Below are 14,408 nucleotides of genomic sequence, written 5' to 3'. Positions count from 1 at the left end.
ACCACGCGGTCTTTCGTACTACTCCAGGAACCGGCGCGACCGGCACGCCGCCTCCGCAACCCCCCGACCGAGTAGACAGTCCACGTCGATTAATGCCAGCGCAGCAGCACTAGTTCGGAGCAGAATCCGGGGCCCATCGCCATCATCAGACCCGGGCTTCCACTGGGCGGTGGTTTGGCGATGGTGTCGCGCAGCACGTGCAGCACCGACGCCGAGGAGAGGTTCCCGATCTCGCCGAGCGAGCGCCAGGTCAGCTCCAGGGCCTCCGGGGGCAAGTCGAGACTCTCGGTGATCGCGTTGATGATCTTGGGGCCACCGGGGTGGGTCACCCAGGCGCCGATGTCGGTAGTGCTCAAGTCGTGCGCGGCCAGGAAAGTGCTGACGTCTTCGGCCACGTACTCCTCAACAACGGCCGCCAGATCCTTGGACAGGACGAGCTCGAACCCGGCGGAGCCGACGTCGTATCCCATGGTGCGCAGTGAGTCGGGGTAGAGATGGCTGCGCGAGTCGAGGATGTCCGGTCCGTCGGCGCCGACGTGGTCAGCGCGCCGGTCCCCGGCCGCCACTACCGCGGCGGCGCCGTCAGCAAACAAAGCACTGCCCACCAGGCCGGCCAGCGAAGGCTTGTACCCGGGATAGGTGAGCGAGCACAGCTCGACCGAAACCAAGGCCGCGATGCCGTCGGGGGCACCGCGCAGGTAATCGTGCAGCCGAGCCACGCCGGCCGCTCCGGCCACGCAGCCCAGGCCGAATAGCGGTAGCCGTCGCACATCCGGGCGCAGCCCGACCCGGCCGGCGATGCGTGCGTCCAGCGACGGCACCGCCACACCGGTGACCGTGGTGGTGATGATGAGATCGAGGTCCTCGGGCTGCAGCCCAGCCACGTCGAGCGCCCCCATCAGGGCTTCGACGCCCAGGTCCACAGCTTTGTCGAGAAAGATCTCGTTGGCCTCGCCGAAGTCGTTCAGCGTGGGGTAGGTCTCCAACGGCAGGACCAGGTGCCGGCTGTCAACCTTCGAATTGGCATGCAACTGCCGGACGATGTCTTCGTAACCCCGGAAATCCGGAATGTTGACAAAGGTGTCGGTGAGTTCCCGCTGGCTATAGCGATAGGGCGGCAAAGCGCCGAATACACCGGCGATGACGCTCATTGGTCCCACCCCTTCAACACGAAAGTCAACGCCGAAACGTTCGATTAGCTTACCTAGAGGTAGAAGTCTAGTCCGCTGGCAGCGGACCGGAGCGCGGTTTCGCCAGGGGCATCAAACCCTGGCGCAGCCGGTTGATGGCTTTGTTCACGAGGTTGAGCTGATCGGCAACCCGGCTCGGCGCGGTACCGCCCCGCGCGTCGCGCGAGGCCACCGAACCCGCCACGGTCAAGACGTCACGAACCTGCGGCGTCAGATCGGCGCTGATGGCGGCCAGTTCGTCGTCGGTGAGCTCGGGCAGCCCGACGCCACGCGCTTCGGCGGCGCGCACCGCCGCGCCGGCGGTCTCATGCGCGGTGCGAAACGGAATGCCTTGGCGCACAAGCCATTCAGCGATATCGGTGGCCAACGTGTAGCCGGCGGGCGCCAGCGCCGCCATCCGCTCGACGTGAAAGGTCAGGGTGCCCACCAGGCCGGCCATCGCCGGCAGCAGCAGCTCCAGCTGAGCGACCGAGTCGAACACCGGCTCCTTGTCTTCCTGCAGGTCGCGGTTGTAGGCCAACGGCTGGGCCTTCAGCGTCGCCAGCAGTCCGGTGAGGTTGCCGATCAACCGCCCGGACTTGCCGCGGGCCAGCTCGGCGATGTCCGGGTTCTTCTTCTGCGGCATGATCGAGCTACCGGTGGACCAGGAGTCGTGCAGCGTCACATAACCGAATTCGGTCGTGCTCCAGATGATGATGTCTTCGGCCAGCCGCGACAGGTCGACGGCGATCATGGCCAGCACGAACGCCGCCTCGGCGGCGAAATCCCGGGCTGCGGTCGCGTCGACGGAATTGTCGGCGGCACTCGAGAAGCCCAGCTCAGCGGCGATCGCGTCCGGGTCCAGGCCCAGCGACGAGCCGGCCAAGGCGCCCGAGCCATACGGGGAGATGGCCGCGCGCTTGTCGAAGTCGACGATCCTTTCCACGTCGCGCAGCAACGGATGAGCGTGTGCGAGCAGGTGGTGGGCCAGCAGGATCGGCTGGGCCGACTGCAGGTGTGTCTTACCCGGCATGATCGCGCTCGGATGCGCGGCGGCCTGATTGGCCAGGGCTTGCACGACGTCGAGCACACCGGCGGCCACCCGGCGCACCGCGTCGCGCAGCCACATCCGGAACAGGGTGGCGATTTGGTCGTTGCGCGAGCGGCCGGCCCTTAGCCGGCCGCCCAGCTCCGGCCCGACCCGCTCGATCAGCCCGCGTTCCAGAGCGGCATGCACGTCCTCGTCGGTGACCAGTGGGCCGAAGCTGCCGTCGGCGACGTCTTGGGCCAGGGTGTCGAGACCGACCAGCAAACCGTCACGCTGCTCTTCGGTGAGCAGCCCCGCTTGGAAGAGCACCTTGGTGTGCGCCCGGGATGCGGTGATGTCGTAGGGGGCCAGCACCCAGTCGAAGTGGGTGGACTTGCTCAGCGCGGCCAGCGCGTCGGAGGGGCCGCCGGCGAACCGCCCGCCCCATAACGACCCTTCGTTGGTGCTCACTTTTTCTCCGCCGCGAGTGTGCATCTGGCGACGCCTCGGCGGCGTGTCGCGTCGCACAATTCACACTCGCGCCGACGGCCCGTCACCGCAGATCCCGGCGGGCGGACAGCTTGGACGACAGCCCGTGCACGTAGACGAATCCGCGGGCGGCCGACTGGTCGAAGCTGTCGCCCTCGTCGTAGGTGGCCAGGTTGAAGTCGTAGAGGGATTCGGCGCTGCGCCGCCCGTTGACCGCGATGTGGCCGCCGTGCAACACCATGCGGACCTCGCCGGACACGTGCTCCTGGGTCTTGGCGACGAAGCTTTCCAGCGCGATCTTCAGCGGCGAATACCATAGCCCGTCGTACACCAGCTCGGCCCAGCGCTGATCGGTCTGACGCTTGAACCGGCCCAGCTCGCGTTCCAATGTCACGTGCTCCAGCTCGGTGTGCGCGGTGATGAGCACCATCGCACCCGGGGCCTCGTAGATCTCGCGGCTCTTGATGCCGACCAACCGGTCTTCGACCACATCGAGCCGGCCGACACCTTGTGCACCGGCGCGGCGGTTGAGTTCTTCGATGGCCTGCAACACCGACACCGATCGGCCGTCGATCGACACCGGTACGCCTTTTTCGAATCCGACGATCACCTCGTCGGGAGTGTTCCAGTTGACCGTGGGGTCTTCGGTGTAGGCGTAGACGTCCTTGGTGGGGGCATTCCACAAGTGCTCCAGAAAGCCGGTCTCCACCGCGCGGCCCCAGACATTCTGGTCGATGGAAAACGGTGAACGTTTGGTGACATTGATCGGGATGGCGTTTTCTTCAGCGAACGCGATCGCCTTCTCCCGGGTCCAGGCATAGTCACGGACCGGCGCCAGCACCTCCAAATCCGGTGCCAGTGAAGCGAATCCGACTTCGAAGCGAACCTGGTCGTTGCCTTTGCCGGTGCAGCCGTGCGCGACGATGCCGCCGCCGTGCTCGCGTGCGGCCGCAACCAGATGCTTGACGATCAACGGCCGGCTGATCGCCGACACCAAGGGGTAGCGGTCCATGTAGAGCGCGTTGTTCAGGATCGTCGGCAGGCAGTAGCCCTCGGCGAACTCGTCGCGGGCATCGACGACGACGGCCTCGACGGCGCCGCAGTCCAGCGCCCGCTGCCGCACCACCTCCATGTCCTCGCCACCCTGGCCAAGGTCGATCGCCACCGCCACGACCTCACGGCCGGTCTCCTTGCCGATCCAGCTGATGGCCACCGAGGTGTCCAGACCGCCGGAATATGCCAGGATGACTCGCTCTGACATGAACCAACTCCTCTATTTCAGGTTTTTCAAAGCCTTTCCAAAGCCGATGCCAGCTCCGCGCCGGTCATCGGCTCGCGGGCGGCCACGAACACGGTGTCATCACCGGCGATGGTGCCGACGACGTAGGGTAGCGCCGCGCGATCGATCGCGCTGGCCAGGTAGTGGGCGCCGCCCGGCGGAGTGCGCAGCACCGCCAGGTTGGCGCTGGCGTCGGTGGACACCAGCAGCTCGCCCAGCAGCCTAGACAGGCGTCCGGTGCCCCCGGTGACCCCGCGCACCGGGCTGCCGTCTTCGGGAACCACGTAGACTCCGACGCCGCCGTCGGCGCCGCGCAGCTTGACCGCGCCCAGCTCTTCGAGGTCGCGCGACAAGGTGGCCTGGGTGACCTCGACGCCTTCGGCGGCCAACAACCCGGCCAGTTCGCTCTGGCTGCTGACCGACTGCGTCGACAAGATGGCCACGATGCGCGCCTGCCGACCGGCGCGGGTGACTTCCGGTGTGGCCTTGGATCCGCCGTCGCGGGTCATCGCGACCGCTCCAGCAGCCACACCAACAGCGCTTTCTGGGCATGCAACCGATTCTCGGCCTCGTCCCAGACCGCGCTGGCCGGGCCGTCCATCACCTGATCGGTGATCTCGTCGCCACGATGTGCCGGAAGGCAATGCAGCACAACGGCTTCCGAGTCGGCCAGACCCAGTAGTCGCTCGTTGACCTGGAACCGGCGGAACGGTTTGACGCGATCCACCCCGTCGTTCTCCTGTCCCATCGACGTCCAGGTATCGGTCACCAGGACGTCGGCGCCGACGGCGGCGGCCTCAGCGTCGGCGGTCACCGTCACCGAGGCGCCGGTCGACCCGGCGCGCATTTCGGCGGCGCTCAGCACGTTGCGATCCGGCGCAAAGCCTTCGGGTGCGGCGACAGTGACGTGGATGCCCGCGGTGACCCCGCCGAGCAGCAACGAGTGGGCCATGTTGTTGGCGCCGTCACCGAAGTAGGACAGGCGCAGGCCGCGCAGTGACCCTTTGCGCTCGGCGATGGTCTGCAGATCGGCGAGCACCTGGCAGGGGTGGAACTCATCCGAAAGCCCATTGATGACGGGCACCGTCGCAGCTGCGGCCATGGCGTCGAGGCGGTCTTGACCGAACGTCCGCCAGACAATGGCATCGACGAAGCGGGACAACACTTTTGCGGTGTCCTGCAGGGTTTCGTCGCGGCCCAGCTGGGTGCTCTTGGCATCGACGACGACGGCGTGCCCGCCAAGTTGCGCGATGCCCACTTCGAAGGAGAAGCGGGTGCGGGTGGAGTTCTTGTCGAAGATGACCGCTACTCCGCGCGGCCCCTGAAGCGGCCGGCGGCTGAATGGATCCTTCTTCAGTTCCGCGGCAAGCTCGAGGACCTCGGCCTGCTCGGCGGGCGACAGGTCGTCGTCGCGCAGGAAATGTCTGGTCATGTCGGTGCTCCGGCGGTGTCGAGGATGCCCGGCAGCGCGGCGACGAAGCCGTCGAGCTGGGCTTCGCTGATGATCAGCGGCGGCGCCAGCCGGATGACGTCGGGCGCGGCGGCGTTGACCAGGTAACCGGCGTCGCGGGCGGCCGCTTCGGCGGTTTTGGCCTGCTGGGCCGTCAACACGATGCCCAGCAGGAGTCCGCGGCCCCGGACCTGGTCGACCAGCGGGTGGCCCAGCGATTCGATGCCCTGCCTCAGCGTTTTGCCGAGTACGTCGGCGCGGCGCACCAGGTCCCCGGTCGCCAGTGTTCGCAGCACGGCCAGGGCCGCCGCGGTGCATACCGGGTTGCCGCCGAAGGTGCTGCCGTGCAGGCCGGGGGTCATCAGCTCCGCGGCCGGCCCGACGGCCAGGCACGCCCCGATCGGCAGCCCGCCCCCGAGCCCCTTGGCCAGGGTCACCACGTCCGGGGTGATGCCGTCGTGCTGGTGGGCGTAAAAGGCGCCGGTGCGGCCGATTCCGGTTTGCACCTCGTCCAGCACCAGCAAGGCGCCGTGCCGTGAAGTGATGTCGCGGGCGGCCGCCAGGTAGCCCGCGGGCGGGACGACCACACCGCTCTCCCCCATGATCGGCTCGAGAAATACTGCGGCGGTGCCGTCGTCGACCGCGGCGGCCAATGCGTCGGCATCGCCGTACGGCACGTGAGTGACGTAGCCCGGCAACGGCTCAAAAGGCGCCTGCTTGGCCGGCTGCCCGGTGAGGGCCAGCGAACCCATCGTCCTGCCGTGGAACGCTTCTTGGGCGGCAACCAGTTTCGTGCGGCCGGTGAGCCGGGACAGCTTGAATGCCAACTCGTTGGCCTCGGTCCCGGAGTTGCAGAAGAATACTCGTGCTCGGGTTTCGGCGCCCAGCAGTGCCACCAGCTCCTCGGCCAGTGCGACCCCTGGTTCGGTGGCATACAGGTTTGAGGTGTGGCCCAGCGTCGAAAGCTGGTGCGTGACAGCTTCGATAACCGCCGGGTGGCGATGGCCCAAAACGTTGACCGCGATGCCGCCGAGCAGGTCGACGTAGGTTTTGCCGTCCACGTCGGTCACCACAGCGCCGTCGCCGCTGGCCAGCGCTATCGGCGGCGTGCCGTAGTTGTTCATCATCACGGCCTGCCACCGTTGTTGCATGCTTTCGGTTTGCGTCACCCGCCCACCACCTTGGTGCCGGTGCCCTCGTTGGTGAACAGCTCGACCAACACACAGTGTTTGACCCGGCCGTCGATGACGTGTGCGCTGGGCACGCCGCCGTCGACGGCTCGCAGACAAGCCTCGATCTTGGGGATCATGCCCGCTTCCAGGGTGGGCAGCAGTTGCGCCAGTGTGGCCGTGTCGATTTCGCTGACCAAGGAATTGCGGTCCGGCCAGCTGGTGTACAGGCCCTCGACATCGGTAAGCATGAGCAGCTTTTCGGCTCCCAGGGCTTCGGCCAATGCCGCCGCAGCCGTGTCGGCGTTGATGTTGTGTACCACACCGTCGGCGTCGGGCGCCAGTGTCGAGACCACCGGAATCCGGCGTGCACCAATGAGATCCACCACCGCATCGGTGTTCACCTTGTCAACGTCGCCGACCAGGCCGATGTCGGTGGCCACGCCGTCGACGGTGACGCTGCGCCGCACCGCGGTGAACAGTTGCGCATCCTCACCGGTGATTCCCACGGCATAGGGGCCGTGCGCGTTGATCAGGTTCACCAGCTCGCGGCCCACCTGGCCGAACAGCACCATGCGCGCCACGTCGAGCACTTCCGGTGTGGTGACCCGGAATCCGCCCTTGAAGTCACCTTCGATGCCCAGCCGCCGCAGCATCGCGCTGATCTGCGGTCCCCCGCCGTGCACCACGACCGGGTGGATCCCGCAATTGCGCAGAAATGCCATGTCCGCGGCGAATGCCTGCCGTAGCGTGTCGTCGATCATCGCGTTGCCGCCGTACTTGATCACAATGATCTTGCCGTGCAACTGCTTCAGCCAGGGCAGGGCTTCGGCCAGCACCTGCGCCTTGACCTGAGTGGTCAGTGCCTCGATGGTCATGAGCTGTAGGCCGAGTTCTCTTCGACGTAGGCGTACGACAGGTCGGTGGTCCGGACGGCGGCCTGCGCGTCGCCGATATTTAAGTCGACGGTGATGTCGATGTCGGGTGCCGACAGGTCCACCTCGCGTGCTCCAGGAACACCGACTCCGTCGATACAGACGGCTGCGCCGTTGAACGACACGCTGATTCGATTGGGGTCGAGGGTGATTGGTGCCATTCCGACGGCGGCCAACACTCGGCCCCAGTTCGGGTCCGATCCGAACACCGCGGTCTTGACCAGGCTGTCGCGGGCGATGACCCGGGCGGCCGTCAGCGCGTCGTCTTCGCTGGTCGCTCCTTCTACCGTCACGGTGACGCGCTTGGTGACGCCTTCGGCGTCGGCTTGCAGTTGAGCGCACAGGTCGTCGCAGACCCGCAGCACCGCGTCGTCGAGGTCGGCTTGCGACGGCGTGAATTCGCTGGCTCCCGAAGCCAGCAGCAGTACCGTGTCGTTGGTGGAACAGCTGCCGTCGATGTCGAGTCGGTCGAAGGTGCGAGCGGCGGCTCGGCGCAGCGCGTGATCGAGCGCCGCGGGTTCGGCGACCGCGTCGGTGGTGAGCACGCACAGCATGGTGGCCAGCGACGGCGCCAGCATGCCCGCACCCTTGGCCATCCCGCCGACCGTCCACTTCTGGTGGTGCAGCGCAACCTGTTTGGGCACGGAGTCGGTGGTCATGATGGCGTGTGCGGCGTCGTCGCCGCCGGTCAGCCCGCCGTGCATCTCATGCACGATGTCGCGAACGCCGTTGAGCACCTTGTCCATCGGCAGCCGGTCGCCGATCAGGCCGGTGGAGCAGACGGCGACTTCAATGGCCCCGGTTTCGGTTCCCCAGTCCGACAGCGCGGCGGCTACCGCTTCGGCGGTGGCATGGGTGTCCTGAAAGCCGCCCGGCCCGGTACAGGCGTTGGCGCCGCCGGAGTTGAGGATCACCGCGCGCAACTGGCCGGTGGTCAATACCTGCTGGGTCCACAACACCGGCGCGGCCTTGACCTTGTTTCGGGTGAAGACGCCGGCCGCGGCATAGTCGGGGCCTTCGTTGAAGACCAGCGCGAGGTCGGGGGCGCCGGATGCTTTGATTCCGGCGGCGATGCCGGCGGCCCGGAAGCCGGCCGGCGCGGTCACGCCTTGAGCACGCAGCAGCCTTGTGGCGGTGGGTGTTTCGGTCACGGCGCCACGCCTACCACCGAAAGGCCGTCGGTTTCCGGCCAGCCCAGCGCCAGGTTCATCGACTGGACCGCGGCGCCGGCTGTCCCTTTGACCAGGTTGTCGATCGCGGCCAGCGCCACCAACGTCTGGGCGTCCTCGTCCACAGCTACGGCAATATGCGCGGCGTTGCTGCCGATCACCGCCCCCGTTCGGGGCAACTGGCCCTCGGGCAGCAGATGGATGAATGGCTCAGCATCGTAAGCCTTTTCGTAGGCCGCTCGCACTTGGGCGATCGGCGAGCGGGTGCGCGCGGTGCAGGTGGCCAAAATGCCGCGCGAGGTGGGAATCAGGACGGGGGTGAACGACACCGTGATGTCGCGGCCGGTGACCGCGCGCAGCCCCTGCGCGATTTCCGGGGTGTGCCGATGGGCACCGGCAATGTTGTAGGCCCGAGCCGACCCGATGACTTCCGATCCGAGTAAGTCCGTCTTGGCCGCGCGGCCCGCCCCTGATGTTCCACTGACGGCGACGACGGTCACCGCCGGCTCGATCAGATCCTCGGCCACGGCGGGAAGCAGGGCCAGCAACGCAGCGGTGGGGTAACACCCGGGAACGGCGACGCGGCGTGCACCTTTGAGCTGCTCGCGCGCACCCGGCAACTCCGGTAGACCGTAGGGCCAGCTCCCGGCGTGCGGGGATCCGTAGAACCGCTCCCAGGCCGCCGCGTCCGTAAGCCGGAAGTCCGCCCCGCAGTCGACGATCAGGGTCTCTGGCTTGAGTTGCGCGGCCAGCGCCGCCGAATATCCGTGTGGCAGAGCGAGGAACACCACGTCGTGGTTGTCGAGCACGTTGCGCTCGGTGGGTTCGAGAATTCGTTCGGCCAACGGCACCAGGTGTGGGTGGTGTTCACCCAGCGCGCTGCCCGCGCTGCCCGCGGCGGTCAACGCGCCGATCGTCAACCGCCCGGCGATGTGGGCCGGATGCCCGAGCAACAGGCGCAGGATCTCACCGCCTGCGTAGCCGCTGGCACCGGCAACCGCCACCTTTGTCACATCGGCCATTAGGCCGATTCTGCATGGTTATGCAGATGTTTGCAAATCCATTCTGAGGTGTCTCGGCTGGGTGCTGCTGCGGCCAGGGTTGGAGGCGTACCACATCGCCGTTGGGCTACTAGGAACCGACCTGAACACCGAGGCTCGCGTTCAACGCCGCCTGGATGGCGAGTTGAAGGTTGGCCAGGGCAGCGCCGATATTGGCAGCGAGCCCAAGAGATGCGTTGTCCAAAGCCGTCAGGATGACCCCGCCGGTTTGGGCGAGTCCGGCGGTTGAGTTGGCGATACCTGTGGCAAGCGTCAGAGCGACTTGGGACAGCCCCGGAAACCCGACGCCGAGGCTTGCCTCTATGGCGCCGTCGAGCGCACCGCCGATCTGCGCCGCGGCATTCTCCCAAATAGCCAGGAGGGCTTCGCCCGTCCGCAGTAGTCCGGAAGCGCTTGAACCGAAACTGCCGGCGAGCACTTGGCCCGTGCCGATGAGACCCGACAGCCCAGCACCGAGACCGCCCGCCAGAGTTCCACCGGTCTGTACCAGCCCAGACCCCAATGCGGACAATGCGCCGTTGATGCTCGTAGCCAGAGCCGCACTGAGTTCCACCGACAGGCTGCCGCTTAAGCCCGCCGACAGGGCCGCGGACAGCCTCGCCGCTAGCTCCGGCAAGCTTCCACCGAAGGCCACTCCCAGGCTGCCAACCAGGTTCTGTCCGGTTTGAATCAACCCGTTGAGCCCGCCGTTGAGCGCGGCCACCAGCTGCGGCAACGACCCGCCCAGGCTGGCCTGCAACACCGCCGACAGTTGCGCGGCCAACGCGGGAGCGTTGAAGCTGCCCGCCAAGCTGGCCGCGAACGTCTGGCCGGTCTGGATCAGGGCATTCAACCCGCCACCGAAATTGCCGACCAAGCTGGCCGCCAACGACTGGCCGGTCTGGATTAGCCCGCTGAGACCACCATTGAGGGCGGCCACCAGCTGCGGGAACGACCCGCCCAGGCTGGCCTGCAACACCGCGCTCAGTTGCGCGGCCAACGCCGGAGCGTTGAAGCCAGCGGCCAAACTCGCGGCGAAGGTCTGGCCCAGCTCGACGAGGCCGCGCAGCCCACCATTGAGGGCGGCCACCACCGCCGGAGCATTGAGCACCGCGCTCAGCGCGACCGTGAAGTTCTGCCCCACCTCCACCAACCCGTGCAGGCCCCCGTTGAGCGCGGCCACCAGCTGCGGCAACGACCCGCCCAGGCTGGCCTGCAACACTGCGCTCAGTTGCGCGGCCAACGCCGGCATGCTCAACCCGCCGGTCAAGGTCGCGGCAAAACTTTGACCCAACTCGACGAGGCCGCGCAGCCCACCATTGAGGGCGGCCACCACCGCCGGAGCATTGAGCACCGCGCTCAGCGCGATCGTGAAGTTCTGCCCCACCTCCACCAACCCGTGCAGGCCCCCGTTGAGCGCGGCCACCAGCTGCGGGAACGACCCGCCCAGGCTGGCCTGCAACACTGCGCTCAATTGCGCGGCCAACGCCGGCATGCTCAACCCGCCGGTCAAGGTCGCGGCAAAACTTTGACCCAACTCGACAAGTCCGCGCAGCCCACCATTGAGGGCGGCCACCACCGCCGGAGCATTGAGCACCGCGCTCAACGCGACCGCAAAGTTCTGCCCCAACTCCACCAACCCACGCAGGCCCCCGTTGAGCGCGGCCACCAGCTGCGGCAACGACCCGCCCAGGCTGGCCTGCAACATCGCCGACAATTGCGCGGCCAACGCCGGCATGCTCAACCCGCCGGTCAAGGTCGCGACGAAACTTTGGCCCAACTCGACAAGTCCGCGCAACCCACCATTGAGGGCGGCCACCACCGCCGGAGCATTGAGCACCGCGCTCAACGCGACCGCAAAGTTCTGCCCCAACTCCACCAACCCACGCAGGCCCCCGTTGAGCGCGGCCACCAGCTGCGGCAACGACCCGCCCAGACTGGCCTGCAACATCGCCGACAATTGCGCGGCCAACGCCGGCATGCTCAACCCGCCGGTCAAGGTCGCGACGAAACTTTGGCCCAACTCGACAAGTCCGCGCAACCCACCATTGAGGGCGGCCACCACCGCCGGAGCATTGAGCACCGCGCTCAGCGCGACCGTGAAGTTCTGCCCCACCTCCACCAACCCGTGCAGGCCCCCGTTGAGCGCGGCCACCAGCTGCGGCAACGACCCGCCCAGGCTGGCCTGCAACATCGCCGACAGTTGCGCGGCCAACGCCGGAGCGTTGAAGCCAGCGGCCAAACTCGCAGCGAACGTCTGGCCCAGCTCGACGACCCCGCGCAGCCCACCATTGAGCGCGGCCACCAGCTGCGGGAACGATCCGCCCAGGCTGGCCTGCAACACCGCCGACAACTGCGCGGCCATAGCCGGCACACTCAACCCACCGGCCAAGCCGGCAACAAGACTCTCACCCGTTTGAATCAGCCCGCTCAGGCCACCACCGAAGCTGCCCGCCAAGCTCGTCGCCAGCGACTGACCAGTCTGAAGCAACCCCGTCACACCACCGTTGACTGCCGCCAGCAACGTCGGCAACGAACCACCCAAAGTCGCCGAGAACGCAGCATTGAGGTTGGCGGCAAGCTCCGGCAAGCTGCCGCCGAAGTTTGCCAATACGGTTCCCCCCGTTTGGATCAGCCCACTAAGCCCGCTGCTGAAGCCTATGAGCACGTTCCCAGTCAGGGTTTGTCCTGTTTGGATCAGTCCGGTCAAGCCGCCGTTGAATGCCGCGATCAGCTCCGGAAAGCCAAGGTCGAGGCTTCCTGACAGCGACGCGCCGAGTTGAGCGCTCAATGACCCGCCCAACGTCAGTGCCTGGTTCAGGGCGGCACTTGCCTGGGCGCTCAACCCAGCGCCGACGCCCGACATGAGAACGCCGAAATTCTGCAGGGAATGGCCGGCCGCCATGATGACTTCGCCCGTCTGAACCAACCCCGTGCCGATACCAGACACGATGGCTCCTCCGGTCTGCAGGGCGAGACCGGAAGCTCCGGCACCAAATGCGGTCGCGAGCGAGTTGGCAGCCTGCAGAGCCAGTTCACCATTGAAGGCGGCGGTCAGACCGCCGTTGAGCCCGCCGCCCACTGCAGCAGCGGCATTTTGGCCGGTGAGGACTGAAACAGCATTCGCCACCTCGGCTTCGACGTACGAAGACGCGGCACCGCTCAACAGCTTGACGAAGTCGGCATGAAACGCCGACGCCTGGGCGCTGATGGCTTGGTACTCCTGGCCGAAGGTGCCGAATAGTGCTGCGATTGCAGCTGATACCTCATCTTCGCCCGCTGCTGCCAACGCAGTAGTGGGAGCCGCCGCTGCTGCGGTGGCTTCTTCTAGCACCAAGCGAATACCTGCGAGATCCTGGGCTGCCGCTTGGACAACCTCGGGCACAGCGTTCACAAATGACATGCTCATCGCCCCCACAACATGAACGGTTTAACTCGATGAGACCCGACCTCATCGGCAAAAAGAAACGTAATCCACTGGGGCACACCAACAACGGAAAATGATCGTTTTCAGTTGACTGGGTCGAACTTATCTACGTGATTAGCGGCGAGATAACATTTGACCGAAGGGAGTTCAACTCCTCTCGGGGCAGCGGCCCGGCTGGTCCGGCGCAGGATGCTCGTACCCGACGTTATTTCAAACAGCGAACTTGTTGCGCCATCGCACATTTCGATTGGCTCGCGACTCGTCTTGCCGCCGCGACGAGCAATCACCCGCACCCTCGATGCACATCCACCAGCAGCTTGCTCACCGCCCGATGGCACGTTATTGTCCTGTTGTACAACAACGCATTTGAGCGCTATGACAGCGCTCACCATGCATTCAAAAGCCGGTCGTCGTCGGATCGCTCATTATCGTCGCAACCCCCGACCGTCGAAAGGCGTTCGGCGGGCAGCGCTTCCAGCGAGTAAGCAACCGAAGGGTGGTAAAGCCACCACGTTAGCTGAGGCGAGAACCGCCACCGAATGTTGAGATTGAAAGGCCACTGGCCTTACCCGGCATTCTGCCGCCGCGAGGACCGGGCAATCACGTCGCTGCAGGCACGCCAAGCGGCAAATGTGGTTTGCCAAATCTGGCCAACATGCCGTCAGTAGCTACAAATTAGTCAAAGGAAAATCACCTCCGCGGCGACACGACGTGAGGCGCAGGCCGGCGTGTCACTGGTCGAAAGTCGCGTGAACCCGCGGGAAGCCACATATATCCGCGTCCAGGGATTTGGCGATGATGAATTCATATTTGATGATCGGACGCTCCCATCGACATGCGTCTAATACGGACACAAAGCGAGGCCTCCACACGAATTCGCGCCGATACGGCCAGTCGCCGAACGCCGCAACTTCGCGCTCGAGCCATTGACTCGTCGTCGTTGCGACAATCACCGAACGATTCCGGTAGGCGATTTCGGCCCTGACGTGGGGTTTTGTCGGCGGTGAAGTGGTTACCCAGTTGGTATTTCCGACGATAGCTGCGGTCCGCCGACACCGCGGATTGGGACAGGGTGCCCTGCATAGCTCTGTCCGCGACGTTGGTCAGCTCGGTTTCGGTGGCGGCCAGCAGTTCGGTACGCGTTCGGGGGCGGGGCCGGAGTTCTGCGCGGTGATAGTGCACCGATCCACCCAAACGTTGTTGAGTTCAGCGCCGAAGTTCACGCCGAAGTGGCGGTCCGCGTTGACAGACCCA

General features: G+C 66.2%; 9 protein-coding genes and 1 pseudogene. All 10 read right to left on the bottom strand.

Annotated elements, in window-relative coordinates:
* Positions 1–89: 89 nt before the first annotated feature.
* The 10 genes and pseudogenes from AWC07_RS04645 to AWC07_RS29275 all read right to left on the bottom strand — a co-directional run bounded on the left by AWC07_RS04645 (position 90) and on the right by AWC07_RS29275 (position 13,121).
* A complete protein-coding gene (locus AWC07_RS04645) occupies positions 90–1,151 on the bottom strand; it encodes a type III polyketide synthase (RefSeq protein ID WP_036416395.1) in 1,062 nt (353 codons plus the stop codon).
* A gap of 67 nt (positions 1,152–1,218) precedes the next feature.
* Positions 1,219–2,667: an argininosuccinate lyase gene (argH, locus tag AWC07_RS04640; RefSeq protein ID WP_051508133.1), complete on the bottom strand. Its 1,449-nt coding sequence runs from the start codon at positions 2,665–2,667 to the stop codon at positions 1,219–1,221.
* Positions 2,668–2,749: 82 nt separating this feature from the next.
* The gene (locus AWC07_RS04635) at positions 2,750–3,946 is read right to left on the bottom strand and encodes an argininosuccinate synthase (protein WP_036416397.1); all 1,197 of its coding nucleotides are present in this window, start codon (positions 3,944–3,946) and stop codon (positions 2,750–2,752) included.
* Between the two features lie 26 nt (positions 3,947–3,972).
* Complete coding sequence (locus AWC07_RS04630) at positions 3,973–4,473, bottom strand: arginine repressor (protein WP_036416411.1); 501 nt, start codon at positions 4,471–4,473, stop codon at positions 3,973–3,975.
* Entirely contained in the window at positions 4,470–5,396 is a 927-nt protein-coding gene (gene argF / locus AWC07_RS04625) for an ornithine carbamoyltransferase (protein WP_036416399.1), read from the bottom strand. Before argF ends, AWC07_RS04630 begins: the two co-directional genes overlap by 4 nt.
* Positions 5,393–6,583, bottom strand: coding sequence for an acetylornithine transaminase (locus tag AWC07_RS04620; RefSeq protein ID WP_036416400.1), 1,191 nt, complete (start codon positions 6,581–6,583; stop codon positions 5,393–5,395). Before AWC07_RS04620 ends, argF begins: the two co-directional genes overlap by 4 nt.
* Entirely contained in the window at positions 6,580–7,461 is an 882-nt protein-coding gene (argB, locus tag AWC07_RS04615) for an acetylglutamate kinase (RefSeq protein WP_036416402.1), read from the bottom strand. Before argB ends, AWC07_RS04620 begins: the two co-directional genes overlap by 4 nt.
* A complete protein-coding gene (argJ, locus tag AWC07_RS04610) occupies positions 7,458–8,669 on the bottom strand; it encodes a bifunctional glutamate N-acetyltransferase/amino-acid acetyltransferase ArgJ (RefSeq protein ID WP_036416403.1) in 1,212 nt (403 codons plus the stop codon). Before argJ ends, argB begins: the two co-directional genes overlap by 4 nt.
* A pseudogene (gene argC, locus AWC07_RS04605) lies at positions 8,666–9,725 on the bottom strand (N-acetyl-gamma-glutamyl-phosphate reductase). The gene argJ and the pseudogene argC overlap by 4 nt, the downstream one beginning before the upstream one ends.
* Before the next feature lie 93 nt (positions 9,726–9,818).
* A complete protein-coding gene (locus AWC07_RS29275) occupies positions 9,819–13,121 on the bottom strand; it encodes a PE family protein (protein ID WP_279628854.1) in 3,303 nt (1,100 codons plus the stop codon).
* Positions 13,122–14,408 lie beyond the last annotated feature (1,287 nt).

The organism is Mycobacterium gastri, from assembly GCF_002102175.1.
Taxonomy (GTDB): Bacteria; Actinomycetota; Actinomycetes; order Mycobacteriales; family Mycobacteriaceae; genus Mycobacterium; species Mycobacterium gastri.
This window is presented reverse-complemented; position numbering and strand designations above follow the sequence as displayed.

What these genes read in the sequence shown, in the direction of transcription:
- AWC07_RS04645 (WP_036416395.1), bottom strand. Translation starts at nt 1,151, where the DNA reads ATGAGCGTCATCGCCGGTGTATTCGGCGCTTTGCCGCCCTATCGCTAT.
- AWC07_RS04635 (WP_036416397.1), bottom strand. Translation starts at nt 3,946, where the DNA reads ATGTCAGAGCGAGTCATCCTGGCATATTCCGGCGGTCTGGACACCTCG.
- AWC07_RS04630 (WP_036416411.1), bottom strand. Translation starts at nt 4,473, where the DNA reads ATGACCCGCGACGGCGGATCCAAGGCCACACCGGAAGTCACCCGCGCC.
- argF (WP_036416399.1), bottom strand. Translation starts at nt 5,396, where the DNA reads ATGACCAGACATTTCCTGCGCGACGACGACCTGTCGCCCGCCGAGCAG.
- argB (WP_036416402.1), bottom strand. Translation starts at nt 7,461, where the DNA reads ATGACCATCGAGGCACTGACCACTCAGGTCAAGGCGCAGGTGCTGGCC.